The 25,255-nt window shown below is 72.7% G+C and carries 31 protein-coding genes; 11 read left to right on the top strand and 20 right to left on the bottom strand.

Annotated elements, in window-relative coordinates:
- Positions 1–64 precede the first annotated feature (64 nt).
- Entirely contained in the window at positions 65–892 is an 828-nt protein-coding gene (locus tag OG472_RS23755) for a hypothetical protein (RefSeq protein ID WP_401609812.1), read from the bottom strand.
- Between the two features lie 125 nt (positions 893–1,017).
- Here OG472_RS23755 and OG472_RS23760 point away from each other — a divergent pair, with 125 nt between their 5' ends.
- From OG472_RS23760 to OG472_RS23770, 3 genes are all read left to right on the top strand, one after another.
- Positions 1,018–1,491 (top strand): RrF2 family transcriptional regulator, encoded by a 474-nt coding sequence (locus tag OG472_RS23760; protein WP_405943203.1) that lies wholly within the window; start codon positions 1,018–1,020, stop codon positions 1,489–1,491.
- Between the two features lie 83 nt (positions 1,492–1,574).
- On the top strand, positions 1,575–1,973 hold the full coding sequence (locus OG472_RS23765) for a RidA family protein (protein ID WP_405831141.1): 399 nt from the start codon (positions 1,575–1,577) through the stop codon (positions 1,971–1,973).
- Positions 1,974–2,039: 66 nt separating this feature from the next.
- Positions 2,040–2,447 carry a hypothetical protein gene (locus tag OG472_RS23770; protein ID WP_401609807.1) on the top strand — a complete coding sequence of 136 codons (408 nt, stop codon included), beginning with the start codon at positions 2,040–2,042 and terminating at the stop codon, positions 2,445–2,447.
- A gap of 73 nt (positions 2,448–2,520) precedes the next feature.
- On the opposite strand, the gene OG472_RS23775 is transcribed toward OG472_RS23770, so the two are convergent.
- The 6 genes from OG472_RS23775 to OG472_RS23800 form a co-directional block, all read right to left on the bottom strand.
- On the bottom strand, positions 2,521–2,694 hold the full coding sequence (locus OG472_RS23775; protein ID WP_405942015.1) for a hypothetical protein: 174 nt from the start codon (positions 2,692–2,694) through the stop codon (positions 2,521–2,523).
- 100 nt (positions 2,695–2,794) lie between these two features.
- Positions 2,795–3,154 carry a hypothetical protein gene (locus tag OG472_RS23780; RefSeq protein ID WP_405942016.1) on the bottom strand — a complete coding sequence of 120 codons (360 nt, stop codon included), beginning with the start codon at positions 3,152–3,154 and terminating at the stop codon, positions 2,795–2,797.
- A 158-nt stretch (positions 3,155–3,312) separates the two neighbouring features.
- The gene (locus OG472_RS23785) at positions 3,313–3,912 is read right to left on the bottom strand and encodes a hypothetical protein (protein ID WP_405831146.1); all 600 of its coding nucleotides are present in this window, start codon (positions 3,910–3,912) and stop codon (positions 3,313–3,315) included.
- Between the two features lie 242 nt (positions 3,913–4,154).
- A complete protein-coding gene (locus OG472_RS23790; protein ID WP_319721555.1) occupies positions 4,155–4,397 on the bottom strand; it encodes a hypothetical protein in 243 nt (80 codons plus the stop codon).
- A gap of 21 nt (positions 4,398–4,418) precedes the next feature.
- A complete protein-coding gene (locus OG472_RS23795) occupies positions 4,419–5,168 on the bottom strand; it encodes a CbtA family protein (protein ID WP_405942017.1) in 750 nt (249 codons plus the stop codon).
- 42 nt (positions 5,169–5,210) lie between these two features.
- Positions 5,211–5,426 (bottom strand): CbtB-domain containing protein, encoded by a 216-nt coding sequence (locus OG472_RS23800; protein ID WP_401609793.1) that lies wholly within the window; start codon positions 5,424–5,426, stop codon positions 5,211–5,213.
- A 188-nt stretch (positions 5,427–5,614) separates the two neighbouring features.
- On the opposite strand from OG472_RS23800, the gene OG472_RS23805 reads away from it, so the two are divergent.
- Positions 5,615–6,133 (top strand): histidine phosphatase family protein, encoded by a 519-nt coding sequence (locus tag OG472_RS23805; protein WP_401609790.1) that lies wholly within the window; start codon positions 5,615–5,617, stop codon positions 6,131–6,133.
- 6 nt (positions 6,134–6,139) lie between these two features.
- On the opposite strand, the gene pucL is transcribed toward OG472_RS23805, so the two are convergent.
- The 5 genes from pucL to OG472_RS23830 all read right to left on the bottom strand — a co-directional run bounded on the left by pucL (position 6,140) and on the right by OG472_RS23830 (position 13,179).
- Positions 6,140–7,057, bottom strand: a complete 918-nt coding sequence (gene pucL, locus OG472_RS23810) for a factor-independent urate hydroxylase (RefSeq protein WP_319721559.1) — start codon at positions 7,055–7,057, stop codon at positions 6,140–6,142.
- A 231-nt stretch (positions 7,058–7,288) separates the two neighbouring features.
- Positions 7,289–8,638, bottom strand: a complete 1,350-nt coding sequence (locus OG472_RS23815; RefSeq protein ID WP_401609788.1) for an aspartate aminotransferase family protein — start codon at positions 8,636–8,638, stop codon at positions 7,289–7,291.
- A gap of 86 nt (positions 8,639–8,724) precedes the next feature.
- Positions 8,725–9,282, bottom strand: a complete 558-nt coding sequence (locus OG472_RS23820) for a PaaX family transcriptional regulator C-terminal domain-containing protein (protein WP_405943204.1) — start codon at positions 9,280–9,282, stop codon at positions 8,725–8,727.
- Positions 9,192–9,551 carry a hypothetical protein gene (locus OG472_RS23825; protein ID WP_405943262.1) on the bottom strand — a complete coding sequence of 120 codons (360 nt, stop codon included), beginning with the start codon at positions 9,549–9,551 and terminating at the stop codon, positions 9,192–9,194. The genes OG472_RS23820 and OG472_RS23825 overlap by 91 nt, the downstream gene beginning before the upstream one ends.
- A 328-nt stretch (positions 9,552–9,879) precedes the next feature.
- The gene (locus tag OG472_RS23830) at positions 9,880–13,179 is read right to left on the bottom strand and encodes an AfsR/SARP family transcriptional regulator (protein WP_405942018.1); all 3,300 of its coding nucleotides are present in this window, start codon (positions 13,177–13,179) and stop codon (positions 9,880–9,882) included.
- Between the two features lie 245 nt (positions 13,180–13,424).
- On the opposite strand from OG472_RS23830, the gene OG472_RS23835 reads away from it, so the two are divergent.
- Positions 13,425–13,934: a hypothetical protein gene (locus OG472_RS23835; protein WP_401609783.1), complete on the top strand. Its 510-nt coding sequence runs from the start codon at positions 13,425–13,427 to the stop codon at positions 13,932–13,934.
- Positions 13,935–14,022: 88 nt separating this feature from the next.
- Here OG472_RS23835 and OG472_RS23840 read toward each other — a convergent pair whose 3' ends face one another.
- From OG472_RS23840 to OG472_RS23855, 4 genes are all read right to left on the bottom strand, one after another.
- Positions 14,023–14,394 carry a hypothetical protein gene (locus OG472_RS23840; RefSeq protein ID WP_383567241.1) on the bottom strand — a complete coding sequence of 124 codons (372 nt, stop codon included), beginning with the start codon at positions 14,392–14,394 and terminating at the stop codon, positions 14,023–14,025.
- Positions 14,395–14,418: 24 nt separating this feature from the next.
- Positions 14,419–14,727 (bottom strand): SCO5918 family protein, encoded by a 309-nt coding sequence (locus tag OG472_RS23845; RefSeq protein WP_362798940.1) that lies wholly within the window; start codon positions 14,725–14,727, stop codon positions 14,419–14,421.
- A gap of 63 nt (positions 14,728–14,790) precedes the next feature.
- Positions 14,791–16,308 carry a DEAD/DEAH box helicase gene (locus tag OG472_RS23850; protein WP_405942019.1) on the bottom strand — a complete coding sequence of 506 codons (1,518 nt, stop codon included), beginning with the start codon at positions 16,306–16,308 and terminating at the stop codon, positions 14,791–14,793.
- A gap of 366 nt (positions 16,309–16,674) precedes the next feature.
- Positions 16,675–16,878 carry a cold-shock protein gene (locus OG472_RS23855; protein WP_030011983.1) on the bottom strand — a complete coding sequence of 68 codons (204 nt, stop codon included), beginning with the start codon at positions 16,876–16,878 and terminating at the stop codon, positions 16,675–16,677.
- Between the two features lie 407 nt (positions 16,879–17,285).
- On the opposite strand from OG472_RS23855, the gene OG472_RS23860 reads away from it, so the two are divergent.
- Both OG472_RS23860 and OG472_RS23865 read left to right on the top strand, forming a co-directional pair.
- On the top strand, positions 17,286–17,807 hold the full coding sequence (locus OG472_RS23860; protein WP_405831154.1) for an RNA polymerase sigma factor: 522 nt from the start codon (positions 17,286–17,288) through the stop codon (positions 17,805–17,807).
- Positions 17,795–18,283 carry a hypothetical protein gene (locus OG472_RS23865; protein WP_401609773.1) on the top strand — a complete coding sequence of 163 codons (489 nt, stop codon included), beginning with the start codon at positions 17,795–17,797 and terminating at the stop codon, positions 18,281–18,283. The genes OG472_RS23860 and OG472_RS23865 overlap by 13 nt, the downstream gene beginning before the upstream one ends.
- Positions 18,284–18,313: 30 nt before the next feature.
- On the opposite strand, the gene OG472_RS23870 is transcribed toward OG472_RS23865, so the two are convergent.
- Complete coding sequence (locus tag OG472_RS23870) at positions 18,314–19,054, bottom strand: PP2C family protein-serine/threonine phosphatase (RefSeq protein WP_405942020.1); 741 nt, start codon at positions 19,052–19,054, stop codon at positions 18,314–18,316.
- 208 nt (positions 19,055–19,262) lie between these two features.
- Between OG472_RS23870 and OG472_RS23875 the strand changes: the two genes are divergently transcribed.
- The 3 genes from OG472_RS23875 (at position 19,263) to OG472_RS23885 (ending at position 21,485) form a co-directional block, all read left to right on the top strand.
- Positions 19,263–19,508 carry a hypothetical protein gene (locus OG472_RS23875; RefSeq protein ID WP_383567223.1) on the top strand — a complete coding sequence of 82 codons (246 nt, stop codon included), beginning with the start codon at positions 19,263–19,265 and terminating at the stop codon, positions 19,506–19,508.
- Between the two features lie 68 nt (positions 19,509–19,576).
- Entirely contained in the window at positions 19,577–20,947 is a 1,371-nt protein-coding gene (locus OG472_RS23880) for an FAD-binding oxidoreductase (RefSeq protein ID WP_405831158.1), read from the top strand.
- 112 nt (positions 20,948–21,059) lie between these two features.
- Positions 21,060–21,485, top strand: a complete 426-nt coding sequence (locus OG472_RS23885; protein WP_401609765.1) for a hypothetical protein — start codon at positions 21,060–21,062, stop codon at positions 21,483–21,485.
- A 101-nt stretch (positions 21,486–21,586) separates the two neighbouring features.
- Here the strand turns inward: OG472_RS23885 and OG472_RS23890 are convergent, their stop codons facing one another.
- The gene (locus tag OG472_RS23890; protein WP_405942021.1) at positions 21,587–22,192 is read right to left on the bottom strand and encodes a potassium channel family protein; all 606 of its coding nucleotides are present in this window, start codon (positions 22,190–22,192) and stop codon (positions 21,587–21,589) included.
- A complete protein-coding gene (locus OG472_RS23895; protein ID WP_405942022.1) occupies positions 22,189–23,388 on the bottom strand; it encodes a DUF2254 family protein in 1,200 nt (399 codons plus the stop codon). The genes OG472_RS23890 and OG472_RS23895 overlap by 4 nt, the downstream gene beginning before the upstream one ends.
- A 164-nt stretch (positions 23,389–23,552) precedes the next feature.
- On the opposite strand from OG472_RS23895, the gene OG472_RS23900 reads away from it, so the two are divergent.
- Positions 23,553–24,440, top strand: coding sequence for a YhjD/YihY/BrkB family envelope integrity protein (locus OG472_RS23900; RefSeq protein WP_405942023.1), 888 nt, complete (start codon positions 23,553–23,555; stop codon positions 24,438–24,440).
- Here OG472_RS23900 and OG472_RS23905 read toward each other — a convergent pair.
- Positions 24,424–25,254 carry an alpha/beta fold hydrolase gene (locus OG472_RS23905; protein ID WP_405942024.1) on the bottom strand — a complete coding sequence of 277 codons (831 nt, stop codon included), beginning with the start codon at positions 25,252–25,254 and terminating at the stop codon, positions 24,424–24,426. The genes OG472_RS23900 and OG472_RS23905 overlap by 17 nt on opposite strands.
- Position 25,255: the final 1 nt, after the last annotated feature.

Consider the following 25,255-nt stretch of genomic DNA (forward strand, 5'->3'; position numbering starts at 1 on the left):
CGCTCGCGAATCGGTTCTTCTCGGTCTTCTGCGTCGTTCTGCGCGTGATTGGTACCTTCCGAGCTTATGGGGTGCGGCGTACTCGGCCCATCACCCATGCGGCCAGTGCGGCGGTGAGTCCGATCACCAGCACCACCCAGGCGGTGGTGCGCAGGAATGCGGTGAGGGCGTCGTACACGGCTCCGGCGGCGGGCCGGTCGATGTCGGCGGGCAGGTCGTCCAGGGTGAGTCGGCGGCACACCTCCACCGTGAGCCACAGCAGCCCCGCCCCGACCGCGAGTCCGAGTCCGGTGGCCATCACGGCGCGCCGCCGGTGGACGGCGATCGCGATGGCCGCGGCGGCCAGGACCAGGGTCAGCACGGGGAGCCAGACGCCGGCGATCTGGAGCATGTGGAAACCCTCCCGGAGAGCGCCGAGGTTGTCGTACTCCATGACCTTCACGGACAGGTGCGTCACCGGGATGCGGTCGGCGAAGGGCACGCCGCCCTCGACGAGTTCGCCCTTGACCTGGGCTATGACGGGCTCGAGGTCGATGGTGAGGGCGTCGCCGTGGCCGGTGGTGAGCGCGTCGAGGAAGGCGGCGTGGGCGGCACGGTTGGCCGCGTCCCAGGCCGTCTGGTAGGCGGGGGTGCCGGCGAAGGAGTGCAGGGCCTCGCCCAGCAGCGCGTCCACGCCCATCTGGAAGGGGCCCGCGTCGATCTGCCCGGCGAGGGCGCGGGTGACCTGGGTGACGACGACTTCCCGCACGTGGGGGTTCGCGGCGAGGGGGGACATGGCGGCGGTGTACCGGTCGGCGTTGCCGAGCTCGTCGTCCGCCCAGTACGCGATGGCGCTCGCGGGCACCAGGAGGGCCACGAGCGCGATGAGTACCGCCGACAGGATGGTGCGCACGTCACCAGGGAATGCGGGCGCGGGTCCGGGCGCGAGCGGTGTTGCTGCGGTTGGGGGGTGGACCGTCCGGCGGCGAGGCGTCCTTGCCTTCCTTATCCTGGATATTTAATATCCAGATTATGAAGATGGGCGAAGGCGTCGAGTGGGCGCTGCACAGCTGCGTCAACCTGGCCTGGAGCGGCCCGGACCGGGCCGTGTCGGCGGCGCGGCTGGCCGCGTGGCACGACCTGCCCGCCGCCTACCTCAACAAGCAGCTGCAGGCGCTGGCCCGGGCGGGCATCGTCACCTCCGCCCCCGGCCCCCGGGGCGGCTTCAGGCTGGCCCGCCCGCTCGCCGCCATCTCGCTCATGGACGTGGTCGCCGCCGTCGAAGGGCCCGAGGAGGCCTTCCGGTGCGCGGAGATCCGCCGGCAGGGCCCGGGCGCCGGCGAACCGGCGGCCGATGCCGCCGACTGCGCCATCGCGCACGCCATGACCCGGGCCGAACTGGCCTGGCGCAGGGAGCTGGCGGCCCAGAACCTCGACGAGATCCGGCAGCGGGCCGAACGGCAGGCCCCCGAGGCCCCGGCGCGGCTCCGCGCCTGGCTCGCCACGCGTTAGCACCCGCGGCGGCAGCACGGCATCACGGCACGTACGGAATCGGCAACGGCAACGGCAACGTGAACGGAAACAGGGAGCTCGGCATGACGCGCAGCATCATCAACCCGGCAGGACTCCACACCCCGACCGACTACGGCTACAGCCACATCGTCTCCGCCCCCGGCGAGCAGGTCTTCATAGCCGGCCAGTACGGCTCCGACGAGAGCGGCCACGTCGTCTCCGAGGACTTCGCCGACCAGGTGGAGCGGGCCTTCGCCAACCTCCGGACCGCCCTCGCTGCCGTCGGCCTCGGTCCCGCCGACGTCGTCCGCATCGGCACCTACATCGTCGGCCACGACCATCAGAAGCTGGAGGTCCTCCTCAAGCAGCTGCATGCCACCTGGGGCACCGAACTGCCCGCCCAGACCCTGATCGGGGTGGCCGCACTCGCCCTGCCCGGCATGCTCTTCGAGATCGACGCCGTGGCGGTGCGCACGCCCTGACCGTTGATCCACTTGCCGGTCATGGGCGGCGGGTGTGCTCTGGATGATGGACGAGAGGAGCCCGTCATGGCACATGCGGCACCCACCGCCCATCGGCGGCCCACCTGGCAGTCGGCGGACAAGGCCCACCTGAGCACGGGCGCCTACGTGCGACCCCTGCTCGCCGGACTCGTGTACGGCGTATGGGCCGCCGACCTCGAGCGTCAGAAGGGTCCGGTCGACGCGGGCAACGTCTTCTACGGGATCCTGTGCGGCGTGCTCTTCGCCGGGATCATGTTCGCCCTGGCCCGGGTCGGCCCCCGCCTCATGCGGGAGCTCCACGCCACCTTGTACGGCGTCTTCACCGGCATCGCCGCGGGCTACCTGCACAGCCTCACCGACGCGTCCGTGCTCAGTTCGACCGTCATCGGCCTCTCCGTCGGCGCGGGCGTGGGCCTGGCCGCCTTCTACCGCTACTACACGCGCGAGGACTGACGCGCGGGACGAGAGGGACGGTGCCCGAGGCGCCCGCAGGGCCACACGGCCCTGCGGGCGCCTCGGGGCGCTCCTACGCGGCCGGGTCGGCGGCCTTCTGCTGCGGTTCACTGTCGGACTCGCCGGCGACGGCCACGGCCTGGGCCTTCGGTGGCTCGGCCGGCTCGGTCTGGCGGACCGGCGGGGTGAACCGCGTGACCTCGGCGCGGAGCATGGCGTTCAGTGCGGCGTACGGGTCGATGGGCATGGCGGAACCTCACGGTGCTCAGGGGGTGTGGGGGCTGCGCTGTCACTGGGGGTGTCGCGGGGATGTCCTGCCGGTGGGGCCGGACAGCTCCTCGGTCCGCTCAGCAGCGCAGGACCACACTCCGCACCGTCCGCAGGGACAGGGCCGGTCCGGCCGTCTCCTCGACAGGCCCGCACGGCGGCGCATCCGGGTGTTTCACGTGAAACACCACGAGCGGTGTCCGCCGTACGCCGGGCAGCCCGCGCGTGATGGTCCGTACGGCCGCCCGTGCCTCGGGGTCGGAGGCCGGATCGGACTGGCCCTCGCCGGGCTCGGAGGGCTCGGAGGGCGCGGTGGAGGCGGGACGGGGCTCCGCGGCCGCGGCGCCGGCCGGACCGGCGCCGAACACGCACAGCAGCACGACACAGGCCGCCGTCAGGGCCCGGGTCAGTGCCGAACGTGCGCGTCGCCTCCCACTCATGCGAGGGGTGTGCCCCGACACGCCGGGCGACTCCCGGACCGGCCCCAAGAAGCCCCCGACCGGGGGACGAAGACACCCCCCACGGCTGACAGACGGCCGTAGGGGGCGGGTTGGGGCTGCGGGCCGGGTGCGGGGAAGAGGGCCCGCACCCGGCCGGGTCAGCGGGTGCGGCGCTGCCCGGTCAGCCGGGCCAGCACGGCGGTCTCGCCGCCGAGCAGCCGCAGTTGGGGCCGGCCGGCCGGATCCTCGCGGGCGGAGGTCCCGCCGGGGGAGACCCGCACGACGGTGAACACGGCCGTACGGCTGTCCGCGCGGGGGATCTCGATGGTCCGGCCCCGCCGCAGCTCGCCGAGACGCAGCCCCTCTCCGGTGACCACGGCGGTTCCGGCCGCCCCGGGCGCGGGACCGTCGGCGTCCCAGGAGACCTCGTCGCGGTCACCGGTCAACGGCACGTCGACGCCCAGGCTCGGGATCCGCAACCGCAGCGGCTGCGCGGCCCGCAGGGGTCCCGTGACCGTTCGCAGCGGCCCGGCGGCGGTCCTCGGCGACCGCTCCCCCCGGCCGGGGACGTGCTCCCCGGACTGCTCCAGCTCCCGCACGAGCCGGCGGTGTCCGGAGAGCCCCAGCGCCCGTGAGGGCAGCGCGTCGTCGGTGGTCACGGCTGCGGGCTTGGCGCCCTCGGTCCGTTGCAACACCACGATTCCGGTGGACAGCAGAGCCACCGTCAGCGAGGCGACGACCCACTGGGCGCGGGGCATGGGAATCCCTCCTGTCCGGCACGTGCGGCCGGGTCATGTGAGCAGTGGACACCTCCTCTGCCCGTCGGCACCCGGTGAAACACGGGGGACTGACGATGCGTCACTGGCGTGTCGTCCCGAGATCCGCGCGTTTCCGCAGCTCGCGACGGATGCGCCCGCCCCGCGCGGGGAGCGGGAGGGATGCCCCCGAACGGGTGAGACGGCAAGCGCCGGTCCCGCGGCCGGCGCCGCCGGCCGCGGCCTCACATGACGACGGCGGCCGTGCCCGCGCCCATCAGGACGGCGGCGAGGTGCACGGCCGGGTGGCCGTAGTCGCCGTACCAGAGGTGGCGGGCCAGGCCGCCGAGGGCGGCCAGCGCGGCGATGATGCCGATCTGGCCGAACAGCGTGACCGCGCAGCAGGGGGCCAGGAGCAGCAGGAACGAGTTGAGCCAGAACGGGGCGGCGCCCGTCCAGCCTCGCCATTCCCTGATCGCCGTCGGCATGTACTACCGGCCCCCTCGTGGTCAACTCGTCGGCTGCACAGCCTCCTTGGGTGGGGAGGCGGGCGCAAGGGCCCGTTCGGCTAGATAGCCGAAGGCCAGGCCGAAAGTCGTCCACAGTGCGGTCTGGATGGCCAGGGACGCGAGGCGGAAGTCCCAGAGCAGCGCGGCCGGGAAGCCCGCCGGGACCTCGTCGATCCCGGGCAGGACGGCGTACGAGACGCCGATGACCAGGACGAAGGCGGAACCGGCGACGAGCGACGCGTTCCAGTTGCCGAGCTTCGGCGCGAGCCGGCGGCCGAGGATGAGCGCGCCCGCCGCCAGCAGCGCGCTCAGGGCGATCATCAGGAGGTAGAGGGCGGTCCGCCGCCCGGCGGTCTCCGGGTCGCCGACGGCGGGGGGATTGGCGGGGTACTTGAGGAACGGCACCAGGGTCACGGTGACGAACAGGGCCGCGGTGACCAGCGCGGCCGTGGCCCGCGGGCCGAAGCGGCCGATGCGGCCCAGCGCGTAGCAGCAGACGAGCGCGGCGATGCCGCCGAGCGCGACTGCGTACAGCACGACGCCTGTGCCGAGGCCGGCCGTGGCCTGGAGGGCCCGGCTGACCGGGGCCTCCTCGCCGTGGTCGTGTCCGGCCGCGGCGGCCTCTTCGATCGCGATCGCCGCGTCCACCTTGGATTCACCGAGGAGGTACGCGACGAGGAAGGCGGCCACACCGGCGAGCAGGCCGGCGATCATGCCCCTGACGAGCAGCGTGCGGGGGGAAACGGTCATGGTTCGGTTCCCTTGCGGAGACGTAGGTCGGTGGCAGGGGAATCAGTGGCAGGGGAAACCGAGGAGGTGGCGGCCGTCGTGCAGCCACTCGTGGATCGTCTCGCCTTCGAAGACGGCGGTGGCGCCCTGCTCGGCGCCGACGAAGTAGAGCAGGACCAGCATCAGGATCCCGACGAACACGGCCCAGGGGGCCAGCGCGGAGAGCGAGATCGGGGCAATGGCGGGGGCGTTCGTCGTGGGCACGGCGGAGTGGGCCATGGCAGAACCTCCAGAGGGAACACGCGTCCCGGTCAGTGGTGCTCGCGACGACGGTGACGGGTCTGACTTGCCTCCCCCTCCGGGAGGTTTCACAGTGGCGCGACCGTGCCGGATTCTCACCGGTGCTTCCGTCGTTCCGTCGTCATGCAGTTGTCTCGTTCGGACCGTACCGCGCTTACGCTCCCCTTATGAAGACCCCGTTGATACGTGTCCGTCTTTCCAGGCTCCCACTGGACACGGCCGCCCGCCAGGGCCGCTTCGGTCACGCGCGACCGTGCCCCGGGTACGAGGGCCTGCGCGGCCTGGACGCGGGGGAGTGGGCGGGACGCACCCTGGACGAGGTGGCGGCCGAGGACCCGGCGGCCCTGCAGGCGTGGATGACGGACCCCGGATACGCGCCGCCGGGCGGCGAGTCCGTGGACGCGCTGATCGCCCGCGTCGGGGCGGAGCTGGCCGGGCTGGCCGCGGGCACCCACCGGATGGCGGTCGAACAGGCCGTCGTGCGGGCGGCCGTGGTGTACGCCCTGGAACTGCCCGCGGCCGCCTTCTGGCGGCTGGACGTGCGGCCGGAATCGGTGACCACCCTCACCGGGCGGGCGGGGCGCTGGAACCTCCTGGTCGGCCAGCCGGAGGACGCCGGTCAGGGGCTGCCGCAGCACTTCGGCCCGGACCCCGCGACGCGGTCCGGGCCGAGCGCGGCTTCCTGACGGGAGTTACGCGACGATCCAGTCGGACGTGGCGATCACCGGCTGCACGCCGTCGCGGTGCACGGTGCCCTCGATCAGGCCGTACATCCGGTCCGCCGCGAAGTAGACCTCGTTGTCGTTCTTGAGGCCGAAGGGCTCCAGGTCGACGAGGAAGTGGTGCTTGTTGGGGAGGTTGAGGCGCACCTCGTTGACCTTGGGGCAGTTGTCGAGCACGCGCTCGGCCATCTGGTTCAGGGTCTGCTGCAGCGAGTACGAGTACGTCTCCGCGAAGGCTTCCAGCATGTTCTTGCGGACCTTCTTGTACGCCTGGTCCCAGTCGTACGAGGAGTCGTCGGCGGCCAGCGCCGAGTGCGCCCAGCGCGCGGTGACCTTGGTCGCCAGGATGCGGTCGTACGCCTCCTGGAGGGTCGTGTACTTGTCCTTGATGTAGCCGTGGAACTCGGAGTTGGTCGAGTTCATCACCGTGAGGTCCTTCAGACCCGAGATGACCTGCAGGCCCGTCGTCTCGCTGTAGGTGATCTGCGCGGTGCGCACCTCCTGGCCCTTGCGGACGAAGGAGTGCTGCTCCTTGCGCGTCGGGACCGGGATGCGGTCCCACACGTACTCCTCGATGCGGATCTGCGCTTCGCGGATCGGCTGCTGCGAGGAGACGAAGTGCTTGGCGAGCAGGATGCCGAAGGCCTCGGGGGAGTCGATGCCGTGTTCCTTGCCGAAGGCGTACACCGTGTTCTTGGTGGTGTCGGTGGGCAGGCAGTTGGCGTTGTTGCCCGTGAGGTGGACGTCGCGGAACTCACCGCGGAGCGCGACCGAGACGTTGAGGTCGCGGATCTCGTGCCAGGAACCGTCGCCGCCCTTGCGGGTGACCTTCACGATGCGGTTCTCGGCCTTGCCGTACTGGTTCTGTGCCAGGACGTGCTTGCTCATGGCTGTCTTCCTTCGGGTACACGGAGTCCGGCTGACTGGATCCCGTACGCCCGGCGTCCAGCGGAAGGCCCGCTCCCCGCCGTTCGGTCACGGAGGACCGCCCCGGGACTGACGTGCATCCCGGTCCGTAGGTGCTCTGTTCGGATTTCAGCACGTTCACGTGGTGTTCGTAATGGCGCGGAACGTCCAAGACAGGCACCCACGGATTGGGCGACCGTATGTTTCGGCAGGTCAGACCGTGTGCGCGTCGGCCACCGAGAGGGCCTGGTCGAGGATCTCCAGTCCCTTGGCCACGTCCTGCGGCGAGATGTTGCAGGCCGGCGCGACATGGATGCGGTTGCCGGCGACGAGCGGCCAGAGCCCGCCCTTCTTGCACGCGGCGGCGAACTCGGCCATCGGCGCGTTGTCCGCCCCGGCGGCGTTGTACGGGACCAGCGGCTCGCGCGTCTCCCGGCTGCGTACGAGCTCCAGGGCCCAGAAGGTGCCGAGGCCGCGGACCTCGCCGACCGACGGGTGCCGCTCGGCCAGCGCGCGCAGGCCGGGGCCGAGCAGGTCCGCGCCGGTGCGGGCGGACTGCTCGACGGTGCCTTCCTCCTCCATGACGTTGATCGTCGCGACGGCGGCGGCGCAGGCCAGCACGTGCCCGGAGTAGGTCAGCCCGCCCGGGTAGGGCCGGCGGGCGAAGGTCTCGGCGATGGCGGCCGAGATGGCGACGCCGCCGAGCGGTACGTAGCCGCTGGTCACGCCCTTGGCGAAGCAGATCAGGTCGGGGGTGACGTCCCAGTGCTCGGAGGCGAACCACCGGCCGGTGCGCCCGAAGCCGACCATGATCTCGTCGAGGATGAAGACGATGCCGAAGCGGTCGCAGAGCGCGCGCACGCCGGCCAGGTAGCCGTCGGGGTGCACGAGGACGCCCGGGGCGCCGCCGACGGTCTCCAGGATGATCGCGGCGATGGACTGCGGGCCCTCGAAGACGATGGTGTCCTCCAGGTGCCGCAGGGCCCGCTCGCACTCCTCGGCCTCGGTGGCCGCGTAGAAGGGCGAGCGGTAGGCGAAGGGCCCCCAGAAGTGCACGACGCCGGCGGTCGCGGAGTCGTTGCCGAAGCGGCGGGCGTCGCCGGTCAGGTTGATCGCGGTGGAGGTGGCACCGTGGTACGAGCGGTACGCGGACAGCACCTTGGGCCGGCCGGTGTGCAGCCGGGCCATGCGGACGGCGTTCTCCACGGCCTCGGCGCCCGCGTTGGTGAAGAAGATCTTGTCGAGGTCGCCCGGGGTGCGCTCGGCGATCAGCCGGGCCGCCTCGGAGCGCACGTCGACGGCGAAGCCGGGCGCGACGGTGCACAGCCTGGCCGCCTGCTCCTGGATGGCCGCGGTGACCTTGGGGTGCTGGTAGCCGATGTTGGTGTAGACGAGGGCGCTGGAGAAGTCGAGGTAGCGGTTGCCCTGGTAGTCCCAGAAGTACGACCCCTCGGCACCGGCGACGGCGAGCGGGTCGATGAGCTCCTGCGCAGACCAGGAGTGGAAGACGTGCTTCCGGTCAGCGTCTTTCACGGTGGCGAGGGCGTCGGCTTCTGCGTTCATGAAACGAGCGTAGTTGTCCAGGATGTGGACACGGCGGGGGTCGCCCACCGTGTCCACCGCGTGGCGCTCGGCGAAGGGCCCGGGCGTCAGGCCAGGGCCTCGCCGTACAGGCGGAACAGGCGGGGGCCTCCGGCCGGAGCGCCGGCGGCGAGCCGGTCCCAGGCCGCGGCGGCCGCCGCCCGGGCCGTCGCCCCCGCCCACGGCCGCGGCAGCAGCTCCGGCGGGAGAGGCGGATCCGGGACCATCGCCGCGGAAAAGGCCGCCGCCAGGGCAACGGCCTGCGCCGGCCCTGCGACCGGCCCTTCGGCCGCCCCCGCCCCGCTGCGCGCCAGGGCGTGCAGGGCCTCGTAGCGGGCGGCGATCTCGGGCAGGGGCCACAGGCGGGCCGCCAGGGCCCGCGGATCCGTGGCGGCGCCCACCGCCAGATCGCGCGTGCTCAGGCAGGTCAGCGCCTCCGGGAGGCCCAGCTCCGCCGCCCGGGCCCGCACGTACGGGCCGATGGCGTTGGGTGTGACGTACAGGCCGCCCTGCACCGCCGCCGCCCCCAGGCCGGTCAGCGCGTCCCGCAGGGCGTCCCGCGCGGCCCGCGCGGATTCCGGTACGGCGAAGGCGAAGGCGTGCCAGACCCCGTCCCACGGCTCCAGGCCCCGGTCCTGCCGGTACGGTGCCGGACGAACTCCACCTCCGGTACGAGCGGCAGTCCCGGCCCCGCCGCACCCGCCAGGCCCGCGGCCCCCGCGAGGTGCAGCACGGCCCGCCGGCCGCGCCCCGCCACCGTGAACCGCCCCTCGGCCACCAGCCGCTTCACGCACAGCCGCACCTGCTGGTCGGTCATCCCGAGCAGCCCGGCGACCTCGTACAGCTCGCCGCCCTCGACCGTCCCGTCCTCCCGGACCAGCGCGTGCACGACCATCCGCGTGGGGATCCCGGCCGCCTCGCTGCCCGGCCCGGCCGCCGCGCCCCGCCCGTACCGCTCACCGCGAGGCCGCGTACCGGAGCCTGCTCGAGCCCGGCACGCTCACGGTTCGCCGCTATCCGGGGGCGGCCCACTCCCTGCTCCGGACCACGGTCGAGCGCTCCTCCTGGCGGCTGGCCCTGACCGCCGTGTTCGCCCCGCGCGCCCTCTTCCCGCCCGGCCTCCTCGCCGACCAGGAGCGCTTCCTCAGGGAACTGCCGGGGAACTGACGGCGCTCACCCGCCTGCCCCCGGCCGCGCCCCTCCGCCGCCCGCCCCCTCAGCCGTCAGCCGTCCAACGCGGCCTGCGCGAGCCTGCGTACGGTCTCCAGGTCCGCGACGCCGGCCCCCTCCCCGCGCTCCTCCTCGTGCCGATCACCGAGCGCGGCGCGCACCGCGCTCTCCACGTGCCCCGCGTCGGCGCGCGAGTGGTCCGGCCCGCCGCGCACCGCCAGGGCCGCCGCCAGCAGCCGTGCCGCCTCCCGCGGCCGGTCCAGCCGCACCGCCTGGTCCGCGATGCCGACCAGCACCTGGGCGACCGTGGGCGCGTGCAGGGAGGCCACCGCCAGTTCGAACGCCTCCGCCCGGTGTGCCCGGGCGGCGGCCAACTCGCCGTCCGCGGCGTCCAGATAGCCGAGCGAGTCGAGGACCGCCACCTGGTACACCGGGTGGACGGCCAGGCCGCGGACCGCCGCACGGGCGCGTGCCAGCTCGGCCCGGGCCAGGGCCGGTTCACCGCTCCAGCGGGCCAGGTCCGCTTTGCCCTGCGCCATCATGGCCAGGGTCTCGGGCCAGCCGGCCGCCTCCGCGTCCCGCTCCGCCCGCGCCATGGCCGCCGCGCTGCCCGCCGGATCCCCGGCCAGCAGGCACGACTGCGCCTGCCTGACCCAGGCGTACAGCCGGTCCTCGATGCCGCCCAGTTCGCCGATGACCGCGACGGCCTCCTCGTAGTGCGCCACCGCCGTACGGTGATCGCCGCGCCGGGCCTCCAGGTCGGCCAGCAGGGTCAGCGCGAAGGAGATCCCCCAGCGTTCCCCGAGCCTGCGGAACCCGGCCAGGGCCGCCCCGATCGCGGCCTCCGCCTCCGCCGGCCGGCCGCCGGTCCCCAGCAGGGTCTTGGCTCCCTCCAGCCGGCCCTGCGCCCGTACCCACGGGTCCTCGTCGTCCAGCAGTCCGGCCCAGGCGTCCACCGGCGCCTCGCCGGAGCCCGCGCCGCGCAGCAGCCGGTCCAGTGGCCCCAGGAAGCGGACCACCGGATGACGGCTCCCCGTCCGCCCGGCGAGCTCCACCCCCTCGCGGAGCAGCTCCCCGGTCTGCCGGTCGTCGCCGAGTCCTGCCGTCGCGAACAGCACCGCCAGCGCGCAGGCCACGGCGCGGGCCTCCTCGTCGGGCCCGTCCTGCGGCCCGCCGTGCGCGGGGTTCGGCAGCGCGAGTGCCTGCGCGGCGAGTTCGGCGCCGTCCGCCTTGTGCCCGCTCAGCCACCAGTACCAGCCGGCCGCCGCCACCAGCCGTACGGCCGCCGGCGCATCGCCCGCCGCGATCGCACCGCGCAGCGCCGCGGACAGGTTGTCGTGCTCCGCGGTGAGCCGGGCCAGCCACTCCAGCTGTTCCGCCCGGCGCAGGTACGGGTCCGCGGTGCGGGCCAGTTCGGTGAAGTACGCGGCGTGCGCGCGCCGGAGCGCCTCCTGCTCGCCGGCCTCGGACAGCTTCTGCAGCCCGTACGCCCTGATGGTCTCCAGCATCCGGTAGCGCCCGTCGCCCGCCGTCACCAGCAGGGACTTGTCGGCCAGCGACGTGACCAGGTCGAGGACCTCGTCCGCCTCGACCGGGCCGCCCGCGCAGACCCCCTCGGCCGCCTCGACCGTGGCGCCGCCGGGGAAGGCCGCGAGCCGCCGCAGCAGGGCCCGTTCCGCCTCCGTCAGCAGCTCCCAGCTCCAGTCGACGACCGCCCGCAGGGTCTGGTGCTGGCGCGGAGCCGTCCGCGCGCCGACCGTCAGCAGCCGGAACCGGTCGTCCAGCCGCGCGGCGAGCTGCTCGGGGCTCATCGTGCGCAGCCGGGCCGCCGCCAGCTCGATGGCCAGCGGCATCCCGTCCAGGGCCCGGCAGATCCGGGTCACCGCCGGGGCCGTCTCGGCGGTGACCGCGAAGCCGGAACGGGCCGCCGCCGCACGGTCGTTCAGCAGCCGGACCGCCGGGGAGGCCATGGCCTGTGCCGCGTCCGCGTCCTGCGGCGGCAGGGCCAGCGGATGCACCGGCCACAGCGCCTCGCCGGTCAGGCCGAGCGGCTCCCGGCTGGTCGCCAGGATCCGCAGCCCGGGGCATTCGCCGAGCAGCCGGTCGGCGGTCGCCGCGGCCGCCTCGATCAGGTGCTCGCAGTTGTCCAGGACCAGCAGGGCGGTCCGGGTGCGCAGCGCGGCGACGAGCCGGTCCAGGGGGTCGCCCGCCGCCGGTGCGTGCTCCCGCAGGGCGAGCGCGTTCAGGACGGCCGACGGTACGTCGCCCCCCGCGCTCAGCGGCGCGAGCTCCACCAGCCAGACCCCGTCGGGGAACCGGTCGAGCAGGGGGCGGGCGCTCTGGACGGCCAGCCGGGTCTTGCCGGCGCCGCCGGGCCCGGTGAGCGTGGTGAGCCGGAACCGGTCCACGAGGGCGTCCACCTGCGCGAGGTCCTCGTCCCGGCCCACGAAACTGGCCAGTGCGGCCCGCAGGTTGGTCGGCGGAGAGGGGTGCGGGGCCTGTGGTCCGCCCTCGGCCCGCGGTGTGGTGGCTCCGGCCGGTGCGGGGGGTACGGCCGGTGACGACGGTGTCCGAGGGGCGGGAGCGGCCTCGGGCGGTCCTGCCGGCGGCCCGGCCGGGACCTCCCCGCGCAGGACGGCGGTGTGCAGCGCGGACAGTTCCGGCGAGGGGTCCGCGCCGAGCTCCTCGGCCAGGACCTCGCGCGCGTTCCCGTAGGCCGTGAGGGCCTCGGCGGGCCGTCCGGCCGCGACGAGCGCCCGCATCAGGGCCGCGACGAGCCCTTCCCGCAAGGGGTGTTCGGCGACGAGGGCGGTGAGCTCGCCGGTCAGCTCGCGGCCGAGGCCCCTGCGCAGGTCCGCCTCGATCCGGTCCTCCAGGACCGTCATCCGCAGTTCCGTGAGGCGGGTCACCGGCGCCCGGAAGAAATCGGCGGCGGCGACGTCCAACAGCGCCGGCCCGCGCCACAGTTCCAGTGCCTCGCGCAGGATCCGGGCGGCGGTGTCCGGGTCCAGGGCCAGCACACCGCGGCCGGTGGAGGCCAGCCGTTCGAAGCGGACCACGTCCACGGCATCGGGTTCGACCGCCAGCCGGTACCCGGCCGGATGCGATTCCACGTCCACGCCGGCGGCGCGCAGGGCCCGCCGCAGCCGTGAGACCAGTGCCTGCAGGGCGTTCGCGGCACCGGACGGCGGCTCGTCCCGCCAGATCCCGTCGATCAGCAGCTCGGAGGCGACCACCCGCCCCGGTTCGAGCGCCAGCAGTATCAGCAGTGCGCGCAGTCGCGGTCCCCCGACCCAGACGCCGCTCCCGTCCTCGCCCCGTACGTCCAGGGCCCCCAGCATCGAGATCCGCATGCCGACATTGTGCGACTGGGCGGACGGATATTGCCATTTCGTTATCCGCGACTGTCGGATAGGCCCGAAATGACGGCAGTTGGTGATGATCTACTGGATGTCGCTTCGGCCCGACACGACCAAATCAGGGTGAAGTGCGGCCGCTTTAGCGGCACTTTAGTCCGCGCGGATCCCGCAGTGCAATGGGGGATCGCGCAATCAGGTATCTGGGGGAGAACATGTCTTTCGTTTCCAAGAAATCCGCCATGCGCGTGACCGTCGCCGCGGTCGCCATGGCGTCCTTCGCCCTGACGGCGCCGCAGGCCTCCGCCGTGGAGGCGGTACCGGCCGCCGGCAGCGTGAAGATCTCCGCCGCGGCCGATGACACCACGCGCGCCGTCGCCAAGGCCCAGCCGATGGCGGCCGCCGCGACGGCCAACCTGTGCGGCGCCGGCTACGAGCTGACCTTCGCCGAGCAGCTTCCGGACTCCCGCCGTTTCGGCACCCTCTTCACCTACCGCAAGGAGGGTGTGGGGTCCTGTGCCGTGTTCGACAACAACCTCGGCACGGCGAAGTACATGAAGCTCAAGATCTGTGAGACCTCCAAGCCGCGCCCCGCGGGCACGCCGCGCCCGTGCCAGACGGACGAGGGGAACTTCAGCCAGTACGCCGGCCCGGTGCGCGTCAACGACGTGTGCGGAGAGGTCACCGCGGTCATGAAGAGCAACAACATCGCGATCATCGACCGCGTGCGCCTCGTGCCGCCCTGCAAGTAGCGCATGCACCGGAAGACGGCCCCCGCGAACGAACGCGAGGGCCGTCTTCCGGCGTTCCGGCGCGTGCCGGCACGCGCCGTGACAGGGCTTACTTGTCGGAGTAGCTGAAGTCTCCGACGGTCCACGCGCTGACGTCCTTCACCGCGATCCGGTACATCCCGCCCGTCTCGGGGATGCCCAGGGTGCCCTGGAGGATGCGCGCCACGTGGAAGTGCAGGTGCGAGGGGGCTGCCGCGGCCTGTCTGTCACCGCGGCGGGCGGAACTGAAGATCTCGGCGAACGGGCCCAGCTGGTCGGAGTCCCGCAGGACCTCGGCCACCCGCTGACGCCAGACGCTCTCGGGGGCGAGCCGGCCCGTGATGACGGCACCGTGGACCACGACGGTCAGGGACATCTGATTGGTCTGCTCCGACTCGACCATGGCGGCGAGATCGAGGAGCAGGTCGTCAGGGATCGACATGGAAACCGACTCTAGCAAGCGACGTCAGGCATCGGCCGGGCTTCCGAGCAGTGCCGAGGCCTCCTGGAGCGGGGTGAGCGCGGGCGCCGGCACGGGGGCCGAAAGGTCGCGGCAGGTGAAGCCGAGGCGGGTGAGCGCCCGGGTCACCTCGGCCGCCGTGAAGTCGCGCCGGTCCTGCCGGGTGATGACCTCACCGACCTGCTTGACGGGGTAGGTGCGTCGGCTGATGATCACGGACGCTCCCGTGACGGGCTCGGCCTTGACGCCCTTCATCTTCTCCTCCACCTCGCTCTTCTCGAGGTCGAAGGGGTATCGGGCGATGACGAAGCGCATGATGCCTCACAGACGTGACGGAACGGAGCGGAGCGGGGGGACGGGGGCGGCACGGGGCCTGGGTCAGGCGGCCATGCCCATGGAACGGCGGCGCTCCTGGGCGGGGCGGCTGCGCCGTCCGCGGGAGGAACGCGGGCTGCGTCCGGTCCGCTCCGCCTGCGGAGCGGTGATGGTGACCGGGATGCCGGAGGGGGCCTGGGCGCCGGTGATCCGGCTCAGCGCCTCCTCGCCCGAACGGACCTGGGTGGTCTGCGGGACGATACCCGCGGCGGCCATCAGGCGGGTCATCTCGCGGCGCTGGTTCGGAGTGACCAGGGTGACGACGCTGCCGGACTCGCCGGCGCGCGCGGTACGGCCGCCCCGGTGCAGGTAGTCCTTGGGGTCGGTGGGCGGGTCCACGTTCACGACGAGGTCGAGGTTGTCGACGTGGATCCCGCGCGCCGCGACGTTGGTCGCCACCAGCACGGTCACGTGCCCGGTCTTGAACTGGGCGAGGGTGCGGGTGCGCTGCGGCTGCGACTTCCCGCCGTGCAGCGCCGCGGCCCGTACGCCGCTGTTCAGCAGGTGGCTGGTGAGCTGGTCGACGGCGTGCTTGGTGTCCAGGAACATGATCACCCGGCCCTCGCGCGCCGCGATCTCGGTGGTCGTCGCGTGCTTGTCGGTGCCGTGCACGTGCAGCACGTGGTGCTCCATCGTGGTGACCGCGCCGGCCGAGGGGTCGACGGAGTGCACGACGGGATCGGTCAGGTAGCGGCGCACGAGCCGGTCGACGTTGCGGTCGAGGGTGGCGGAGAAGAGCATCCGCTGGCCCTCGGGGCGCACCTGGTCGAGCAGGGCGGTGACCTGCGGCATGAAGCCCATGTCGGCCATCTGGTCGGCTTCGTCCAGGACGGTGATCGCGACCTGGTTCAGCCGGCAGTCGCCGCGGTCGATGAGGTCCTTGAGCCGTCCGGGCGTCGCGACGACGACCTCGGCGCCGCCGCGCAGCGCGCTGGCCTGCCGCCCGATGGGCATGCCGCCCACGACGGTGGCCGTACGCAGCTTCATGGCGCGGGCGTAGGGGGCGAGGGCGTCCGTGACCTGCTGGGCCAGCTCGCGCGTCGGTACGAGGACCAGGGCCAGCGGCTGGCGGGCCTCGGCGCGCTGTCCGGCCGTACGGGCCAGCAGCGCGAGGCCGAAGGCGAGGGTCTTGCCGGAGCCGGTGCGCCCGCGGCCCAGTACGTCGCGGCCCGCGAGGGAGTTCGGCAGGGTGGCGGCCTGGATCGGGAACGGCACGCTCACGCCCTCGGAGCCGAGCGCGGCCAGCAGCTGCTCGGGCATGTCGAGATCGGCGAAGGCCTCGACGGCGGGGAGCGCCGGAGTGATCGTCTCGGGGAGGGCGAATTCGCCCTGGAGGGCAACGGGGCGGCGGCTGCCGCCGCCGTAGCCGGAGCGGCCGGAGCCGCCGTATCCGGAGCCACCGGAGCGGGTGGGGGCGGAGGAGCCGAAACGGCTGCCGCGGCCGGAGCCGCCGGAGCCGCCGTAGCCGCCGTTGCGGGGGGCGCGGGAGGAGCGGTCGTTCGTGCGAGTGGTGCGGTTCATGCAGAACCTTCCTCGATGCGGCGCGTATCGAGGAATTCCCGGGCAGGGGGATTCGCGAGAACGAGCCGAAGAAAAGACGGGACGGGGCCGTGCCGCGCCGGAAAGGGCGGGCCGGTTCGTCGTGGAGAGGGTGCCGCGCTGCGCGTCGTGGAGCCGGGGTACGGCGGACGGTGTGCGGGGCGGGGGCGGGACGGTGCGTCGTGGGAGACACTGCCGCCCGGCCGGACGTGAGGCGGGCCGGCGCGGAGCGCCGTCACCCGCCGCTCAGTGGGCCGTCGGGGACCGACAGGGCGTGAGCGGGGAAAAAGCAACGCGCCGAGGCCCGCACCCCAAGGTGCGGGCCTCAGCTGCGTGTACGCGTCAGCGTCAGGCGGGAACGATGTTCTCGGCCTGCGGGCCCTTCTGGCCCTGCGTGACGTCGAAGGTAACCTTCTGGCCTTCCTGAAGCTCACGGAAGCCAGAAGAGGCGATGTTCGAGTAGTGAGCGAAGACGTCAGCGCCGCCGCCCTCCTGCTCGATGAAGCCGAAGCCCTTTTCCGCGTTGAACCACTTCACGGTGCCAGATGCCATATGAATTCTCCTTTGGGGCAGTGCCCGGGTCCGCACTGTGCGAGCCCGGCGTCGCCGCGATGATTGCCCCGACCGGAATGTGCAAATCTCACTGCATGCACCGGAAATAAAAAGTGCGCCCACCGAAAATCAGGTGAGAGCACTTGTAAGTTTTTGGGAACCACAACTGCAACTGACATCACAGTAGCACGGGGGATGCCATCGGGGGCGTAAATTTTTTCCCGTAGCAGGTCTGTCGAAATTCCGCACCTGCAGGAACAGAAATCCACGCCTGAAAATCATATAAACACGTGTCTCCCGGGCCGGAGCCGTGCGCGATGTGACGCAGGTCATGGGGAATGTTCGGCCGTCCGGCCCCCTCTACCCTCCCGAAGCGCCGTCGAGGAGGAGGAAGCCGTGAGAATCCCGTGGACCAGGCCCGGCGCGCCGTGACGGCGGCCGAGCTGGCCGCCCTCGTGCGCTCGGCCCAGCGCGGGGACCGGATGGCCACCCAGGGGCTGCTGGACCTGCTGGCCCCCTACGTCGGGCGGCTGTGCGGCCCCATCGCCCTGCAGGACGGGCCGGACGCCGCGCAGGAGGCGCTGATCGTGATCTTCCGCAGCATCGGCCAACTCCGGGAGCCCGCGGCCCTGTTCGGGTGGGCCCGGGTGATCGCCGTACGGGAGGCGGTCCGCATCGCCCGGGCGGCGGCCCGGGTGGTCCCGGACCCGCTGGAGGACGTGCCCGCGCGCGACGATCCGCAGCTCGCCGCCGACGTGCGCGACGTGCTGGAGCGGCTCTCCCCGGCGCACCGCGCCGTCCTGGTCCTGCGGGACCTGGAAGGGCTGGACGAGCACTCGGTCAGCGCGCTCCTCGGCGTGCCCGAACCCACTGTGCGGACCCGACTCTTCCGGGCCCGCCGCAACTTCCGGAAGGCGTGGGAACGTTGAAGGACTCCTGGCCGCTCGCCGAACTCGACGCCGTCCGGAGGCTGCGCGTCATCGCGCGCAGCACACCGGGTACGAGCTTCGCGGAGCAACTGATCGAAGCCCCCTTCGATCAGGTCTGGGCGCTCGCCTCCGACCTGGAGAACCAGCTGCCCGTCATGATCACCGACATCGGCTCCTTCACCGTGACCTCGGCGGCCGGCGAGCGCCTCGAAGCCCGGGCCCGCAGCCCGCTGGGCCTGCGGGCGCGCTTCGACGTGGTGCTGAGGCCGGGCTGGTGCCTCATGCAGAGCCGGTTCGTGCTGGGCGGCATGGCCGCGGTGGCGGAGGGGGACGGCACCCGCTTCGCCTTCTTCGGCGGGCTGCGGCTGCCGGGCGCCCGGCTGGCCGACCGCGCGCTGCAGCCGCTGATGTCCCCGCTGGGCGCCAGGGCGCTCCGGCGGTTCACGGACCAGCTGGCCGCCCCGGGGGGCGGGTGACACGTACGCGGGCCCGCACGGTGGCGGGTCCTACGCGCTGATGCGGACCAGCGCGAGCGTGATGTTGTCGGGGCCGCCGGCGTCGATGGCGGCCCGCCACAGCTCGAAGGCGGCCCTGCCGTCGTCGTGCACCCGCAGCAGGTCCTCGATCTCCTCGTCGGGCACCGGGTCGGTCAGCCCGTCGCTGCACACCAGGTAGCGGTCTCCCTCGGTCAGCTCGAAGGCCGCCATGTGGGGCTCGATCGAGTGGTAGCCGCGGCTGCCGCCGAGGGTCTGGGTCACGGCCGACGTGGTGCGGTGCCCGGGGGCCGGCGGCGGGCTGTCGTCCACGCTGACCTGGTGCAGGCCGTCCGGCGCCGCGCGGAACACCTTGCTGTCGCCGACGTTGAACACCACCAGCGACTCCGCCAGGACGAGTGCCCCGGCGATCGTGGTCCCCATGGAGGTCAGGTCCGGCCGGCCGTCGGTGGCCGAGTGCACGGCGTGGTTGCAGCGGCGCAGCGCGTCACCGAGGGCGTCCTCGCCGTCCAGTTCGGAACCGAGCGAGGAGAGGTGGCGCACGACCAGCTCGCTGGCCACTTCGCCGGCCGGCTGCCCGCCGAGCCCGTCGGCGACGGCGACGACGAGCGGTCTGCCGAAGGGGAACAGCAGGGTCTGGGGGTTCTGGGTCACGGTCCCGCACAGCGTCCACGGGCCGACGACGAGGCTGTCCTCGTTGCGTTCGCGCACCAGCCCGACATGACTCAGGGCGGTCACAGCTATGTAGGGCACGTCGATGACCCGCCTCTCCGCAACGGCAACGGCGGACGTGTACCTCGTCACCATTGTCGCGCCGTCCCGGCATGCGGGGCGCGTCATGCCGGAGCACCCTGGTCGTGGAGCCGCCTGTTCCCCGACCGGTGGCCCGGTCAGGAAGGACTGGAAGATGTTCGCGAGGCTGAGCACCTACCAGGGATCACCGGTCCCCGCGGGGGGAGACGTGACCGCGAGTTCGGAGGCGGTCGTCCGGCAGGTCAAGGACGTGCCCGGCTTCCGGGGCGTCTACTACCTCGTCGACCGGGCCACGGGGGAGGCCAAGTCGCTGACCTTGTGGGAGGACGAGCGGACGATGCGGGACAGCGAGGAGCAGGCCGCCCGCATCCGCGAGGAGTCGGCGCAGCGGGAGGGCCAGCGGATCGTTTCCGTCGAACACTTCGAGGTGGGCTTCAGCCACCTCCAGCCGTAGCGCGGACCGGTCATGGGGACCGGCTACGGGGACCAGCTTCAAGCCACCAGGTACGAGGAGCGATGGCCATGGGCAAGCTCTCGATCGACCAGTTGCGCGAAAGGGTCCGCGGGGCGGTCGTCACGCCCGACGACGCGGCCTACGACGAGGCCCGCACGGTCCACAACGCCATGATCGACCGGAGGCCGGCCGCCGTCGTGCGCTGCGCCAACGCGGGCGACGTCATGGCCACGGTCGACTTCGCCCGCGAGAACGAGCTCGACCTGGCGGTGCGCGGCGGCGGACACAGCGTGCCCGGCTTCGGCACCTGCGACGACGGCGTGGTCGCCGACCTGTCCGGGATGCGCGGGGTCCGCGTGGACGCGGCGAAGCGGACGGCGCGCGCGGAGGGCGGCGCGACCTGGGGCGACTTCAACGCGGCGACGTACCCCTTCGGGCTGGCCACGACCGGCGGGATCATCTCGACCACCGGGATCGGCGGGCTCACCCTCGGCGGCGGCATCGGCTACCTGTGCCGCGGAATGGGCCTGAGCTGCGACAACCTGATCTCGGCCGATGTGGTGACCGCGGACGGCCGGCTGCTCGTGGCGAGCGAGGAGGAGAACGCCGACCTCTTCTGGGCGCTGCGCGGCGGCAGCGGCAACTTCGGCGCGGTGACCTCCTTCGAGTACCGGCTCGGCCCGGTCAAGGACATCTACGGCGGGCCGATGCTCTTCGAGCTGGAGGACGCCGCCACCGTCCTGCGTTCCTTCGCCGATCACATCGCCGACGCCCCGGAGGAGCTGGGCGGGTTCCCGGCCTTCCAGATCGCCCCGCCGCTCCCGTTCATCCCGGAGGACCGGCACGGCGACGTCTTCGCGCTCATCGTGGCGTGCTGGTCCGGGCCGCTCGACGAGGGGCCGCGCGCCCTGCAGGCCTTCCACGACTTCGCGCCGGTGGTCGCGGAGCACGTGGGCCCCATGCCGTACCCGGCGCTCAACAGCGCCTTCGACGCCCTCGTACCGCCCGGCCTCCAGCACTACTGGAAGGCCAACTTCGTGACCGAGCTGACCGACGAGGCGATCGCGGCGCACCTGCAGCACGCCCCGGGCCTGCCCGCCGTGAACTCGACGGTCCACATCTACCCGGTCAACGGCGCCTGCCACCGCGTCGCCCCGGACGCGACGGCCTACGCCTACCGCGACGCCTCGTTCGCCACCGTCATCGCCGGCATGTGGCCCGACCCCGCCGGCAACGACGCCAACATCGCCTGGGTCCGCGACTACTACGAGGCCACCGCCCCGCACTCGGAGGAGGGCGGCTACATCAACTTCATGGCCGACGACGACCAGGACCGCATCCGGGCCAACTACAAGGGGAACTACGACCGGCTGGCCCAGGTCAAGCGGACCTACGACCCGGGGAACCTGTTCCACCTGAACCAGAACATCAAGCCGTAGCGGCGGCAGCGGTCCGCAGTCATGCGGATGCGGAAAGCCGGGGAGTCTGCATATTTTGTCAGGTGTACCGGAAGATCCCGTACATCCGGTTTGTCTGACTGAGGAAGGCCCCATGAAGCGTTTCCCGGTGATCGGTGTGCTCTGCGTCAGCGCGGTTTTCGGTCTCTCCGCCTGCTCCGACGACCCCTCGCCCGAGGAGGAGGCCACCCAGGCCGCAGCCGACCTCTGCACCGATCTGACCGCGTTGAAGGCCGACAACGCCAAGCTGAAGGCCCTGAACCCCGCCACCGCGACCAAGGACCAGGTCAAGGAGGCCTACGACGCCGTCCAGGAGGACTGGAGCGGGGTCAAGGACAACCTGAGCAAGCTGAAGGACGCGGAGCGGGAGGCGGTCAAGTCCGCCGCCGAGAACCTCAAGAAGGCCTACGAGGACCTGCCGGGCGACACGACCGGCAAGGACGCCCGCACCCAGCTGCAGCCGCAGATCGAGCAGCTGGACGCGGCCGCGACGGCGGCCTCCACCGGCCTCCGGTGCTGACGGGATGAACGAACGGGACCCCGGCCGGCTCTCCGGCCGGGGTCCCGCGCCGTACGCTCACGAACCGCTCACGAACCGCTCACGAACCGCTCACGAGCCGCTCAGGAGTCGTTGTCCGGAGCGTCGGGCCCCGGACCCCGCCGGCGGATCCCGATCTCGACCGCCCCGAACAGCGCCTTCGCGATCACGCCCACCAGGAGCAGGTCGGCGACCATCTGCAGGGTGGTCAGCACGCGGCCGGTCTCCGTGACGGGTGTGATGTCCCCGAAGCCCACGGTCGCGAACACCGTGACCGTGAAGTACATGGCGTCCGTCCGGTTCAGCGACTCCGTGAACGTGCCCGGTACCTCCTTGGCGACCAGGAAGTACGTCACGGAGAAGATCACCAGGAACAGCGGTACGGCGGTGGCCAGCGCCTCCATGGCGCGCAGCCGGGGGAACCGCGCACGGGCGACGGCCGTGACCTGCCTGACCACCAGCCAGCCGAAGAGGCCCAGGCCCAGCACGAGCGACACGAGGGTGCGCAGAACGATCTCGCCGTCCAGGGGCGCCAGGTAGTACAGCGCCGTGATCAGGACGACCGAGGCCACCGAGCGCAGTACGCAGCCCAGCAGGACGCGCCGGCGCTCCCGGGGTGTCGCGGCTGCGGTGACGTCCGTGGCGCCCGGGCCGTCGCCGGCGGCAGGGGGCCGGCGCTCGTCGCTCATGAGGACTCCTCGCGCGGGGTCCAGATCAGCGGGTATGCGGCGCTCCCCGTGCGCTCGGCCCATTCGAGCCGCTCCCGTACGACGGCCCGCCGGGCCTCGGGGCTCCGTTCCAGCAGCCGGCCGAGGAGGTCGCGCAGCCGGCCCAGGGCCATCGGGGAGCCCGCGGCGGCGACGGCGATGTCGTCGCAGGCCGTCCGGACGTACTGCTCCCAGTCGGGGACGGGGACCGTCACCCGCATGCGGCCCGCCCCGTCGGCGAACCGGCCGAAGTCCAGCTCCCGGTCGGCGAGCCGGGTGAGCAGGTCCTCCAGGCGGTCCATGCTCTCCACCGCCGTCGCCGGGTCGTGGACGGCGGGGGAGAGGGCGCGCAGCGCGATGTCGACCAGGAGCCTGAACGGCAGTTCGGGATCCTGGTGGAAGGTGCGTTCCACGCCGGTGACCACGGCCTCGCGCAGGACCGCCTCAGGCAGTTCGGCGCCCGTCACCTCGGCCAGGGCCATGCCCCGCGAGACGGTCCGGCCGGGGGTGACGCGGAAGTCGATCGCGCAGTCGTGCCGCTGGGCCACCGCCACCAGGGCGGGTACGTCGATCTGCTGGATCACGGTCGCCGGCCCGGACCAGCGCACGGTGGAGCCGGTGCCGGCCCCCGGGGGCGGCGGCGCCGCGGCCGTGCGGCCGGGATCGTACGGCCGCACGTACAGGCCGTCGTACGACAGGTGTGCGCGGGTGGCGATGGCGGTGAGCGAGTGGGCGAGCTGGATCGAGTCGAACGCCTTCGTCTGCAGCGACCTCATCAGGGCGAGGGCGACCAGCGTGAGGACCATGGCCACGCAGGGGAGCAGGGCCGAGACCTGGTCGCGGGCGCCGATGGCGAGGCCCGCGACGACGCAGAAGACGAAGACCCCGACGGCGAAGGCGAAGGCGCGCCAGACGATCGGTTCGTCGCGGAAGAACGCGAGGCGCGGGGTGAACGTGCTGGCGGAGAACTGCACGACCAGGAACAGCATCGAGTAGATGATGCTCACCAGGCTGATGACGCCGAAGCCCACGGTGAAGAGCATGGTCGCCACGCGCGAGGCCTCCACCGCCGGTCCCACGTCGGCCATGGGGGCCACCAGCCCCAGTGCCAGACCGCCGAGCGCGCAGATCAGCTGGGTCAGATCCCGGCGCATCGCGCGCGTCGGCGGTTGGAACATGCGGCTCGCCCCCTCGCGGTCACGGTCACGTGTTGCGGGTACGGGAGGGATGCAATCACGGGAGTGACGGGGCCGGGCGGCGAAATGCCGGATATGCTCTGTTCGGTGTTTTCTCGTGGAAGGGTGGTCACCGACGTCGGCAACCGTCCCGTGAGGAGTGCACCGTGTCCGAACCGGAGGCCACCGAGCGCAAGCTCCGCCTGCCCACCTGGATGCGCAAGCACACACCGCTGCTGACCCGGCTCCTCGAACAGCTCGCCAGCGTCAAGGTCCTGGACTGCGCGTTCAGGCTGGCCGCGCAGGCCTTCCTCGGCGCGGTGCCGGCCCTCTTCGTCATCGGCGCCCTCGCACCCGACTGGCTCCAGCAGGAGCTGGTCTCGTCCATCCGCGCCACGCTCGGGCTCCAGAACGCCGCCCTGGACCAGGTGCGTCAGGTGTACTCCGCCACCGATTCCACCGCCACCGCGAGCACCGGCGCGGTGGGCGTCGTGGTGACACTCGTGTCGGCCACCGCCTGCAGCCGCGCCCTGCAGATGACGTGCGAGCGCTCCTGGCACCTGCCCAAGGCCAAGGCCCGGCTCGCGGCCTGGCGGTGGCTGGCCTGGCTCCTCGTCTGGCTGGGCGCACTGCTCTTCCAGGGGCCGGTCCAGAGCGCCTTCGGCGCCGGCCCGGTCGGCGGCTTCCTGCTCGCCGTGATCAGCGGCACGCTGCTGTGGTGGTGGACCCAGCACCTGCTGCTCGGCGCCCGGATCCCGTGGCTGCCGCTGCTGCCCGGCGCGGTGCTGGCCGGGACGGGTGAGCAGCTGCTGTCCATGGTGTCGAGGATCTACATGCCGCACGCCGTGGAGCGCAGCATGCGGCAGTTCGGCAGCCTCGGATCGGTCTTCGCCCTGATGTCCTGGCTGATCGTGCTGTTCGTCGTCCTCACCCTCGCCATCGCCGTCGGGTACGTGGTGGCCCGCGAGCCCCTGCCGGCCCGCTGGCTCCACACCCCGCTGCCGGACCGCGGTACCGGGGCGTCCGGGGGAGGCGAGATCACGGGGCGAGGGTGAACTCGTCGACCAGCCCGACGAATTCGTCCTCCTTCTCGAAGAACGCGACGTGTCCGGCGTCGATCTCGGCGTACGTGCTGCGGGCGATGGCGCGGTGCAGGGCGCGGCTGTTCTCCACCGGGACGGTGAGGTCCCGGGTGGCGCCGATGACGAGCGTCTCGGCCTGGATGCGCGGCAGCAGGCCGCGGATGTCGATGCGGGTGTCGAGGTCGACGTGGCGCAGGGTGCCGGGGGTGGCCGGCATGTTGGGGATCAGCAGTTCCACCTGCTCGCGGCCGATCGAGTTGAGGAAGCCGCGGCTGAAGCCGGTCATGGTGACGGAGCGGCCGAAGGCGGCCGGGTCGGAGACGCCGATCTGCTTCCACAGGGCGAAGAGGTTGCGCAGGTACTCGTCGCCCTCGGTGTGGGCCCATCCGGCGACCAGGATCAGGCGGCGGACGAGGTCGGGGCGGAGCGCGGCGACGGCGGCGGACACCGGCGCGCCCATGGAGAAGCCGAGCAGGTCCACCGGGCCGGCGCCCGCGTCCTCGATGACGGCGATGACCTGCGCGGCCAGACCTTCCACGGTCAGCGGGGCCCCGTCGTCCGTGGTGCGGTCGGTGCCGGAGAGGTCGGGGGTGATGACGGTGCGGCCGGTGGTGAAACGGGGCAGGGTCCGGCCCCAGTTCACGGCGGAGCCGCCCGAGCCGGTGCCGTGGACGAGGACGAGCGCGGTGCCGGAGCCGGCACCGGAGCGCTCGTAGTGGACCCGGGCGCCGGCGACGCCCACGGTGGCGGTGAAGGTGACGGCGGGGACGATGGTGGCGGTGGACATG

Origin of the sequence: Streptomyces sp. NBC_00207, assembly GCF_045160965.1 — a bacterium.
Taxonomy (GTDB): Bacteria; Actinomycetota; Actinomycetes; order Streptomycetales; family Streptomycetaceae; genus Streptomyces.